At 55.4% G+C, this 832-nt stretch carries 1 protein-coding gene; it reads left to right on the top strand.

Annotation, left to right across the window (positions count from 1 at the left end):
- Positions 1–832, top strand: an 832-nt coding sequence (locus ACRBCU_RS19055) for a hypothetical protein (protein ID WP_431366981.1), incomplete at both ends; no start/stop codon positions are given.

Raw genomic sequence — 832 nt, 5'->3', positions numbered from 1 at the left:
CCGAGTTTCGTCGATCTGGATGGCGACGGCGATCTGAATATGGTCGTTGGGGAATACAATGGCACGCTGAAATCCTTTGAGAACACCACAGCGCATGGCCAAACGATCACAGTGAACGTGGCTCCAGAAGCTGAGGTGCCGACCTTGGCAAATCTCGCTTCGAGCGTGAGTTTTGCTGAGAATACCGTGAATGAAACGCCGCAACTCTTGGATATGGATGTTAGCTTTGGACATACATCTGCGGGCGATTTCGACGGCGGCAGCCTCTCGCTCACAGGTTTGTTGGCTGAAGATACGGTTTCTGTGCGCGATCAAGGCACGGGCGTGGGCGAGATCGGGTTGTCTGGCGCGGATGTCACTTTTGAAGGCACAGTGATTGGCACGCTGGCAGGCGGCGCGGGGACTGCGTTGACAATTACCTTCAACGCCGCGGCAACCTCAGCGTCAATCGACGCGCTGATCCAAAACCTGACCTATGCTAACAGCAGCGACACACCAACTTCGAGCCGTGATTTGCTGTTGAACGTGACAGATGCTGCGGGCGGTGATTTAGGTCCTGCGCCCGGAATGCAGAGCTTGAGTGAACTGACAGGCGGCGCCAACCCGTTTGATGGCATCGATGTGGGTACCGCTAACACGCCGAGTTTTGTCGATCTGGACGGTGACGGCGATCTGGATATGGTCGTTGGGGAAAACTATGGCGTTTTACACGTCTTTGACAACAATGACGCTGATGCCGGATTTACCGAGTTGACAGGCGGCGCTAGTCCGCTTCATGGGATCAGTGTGGGTGCATATAGCACACCGAGTTTTGTCGATCTGGACGGCGACG

The organism is Planktotalea sp., from assembly GCF_050633725.1.
Lineage (GTDB): Bacteria > Pseudomonadota > Alphaproteobacteria > Rhodobacterales > Rhodobacteraceae > Planktotalea.
Note: the sequence above shows the minus strand (reverse complement) of the source record. Positions and strands in the feature narration are given on the sequence as shown.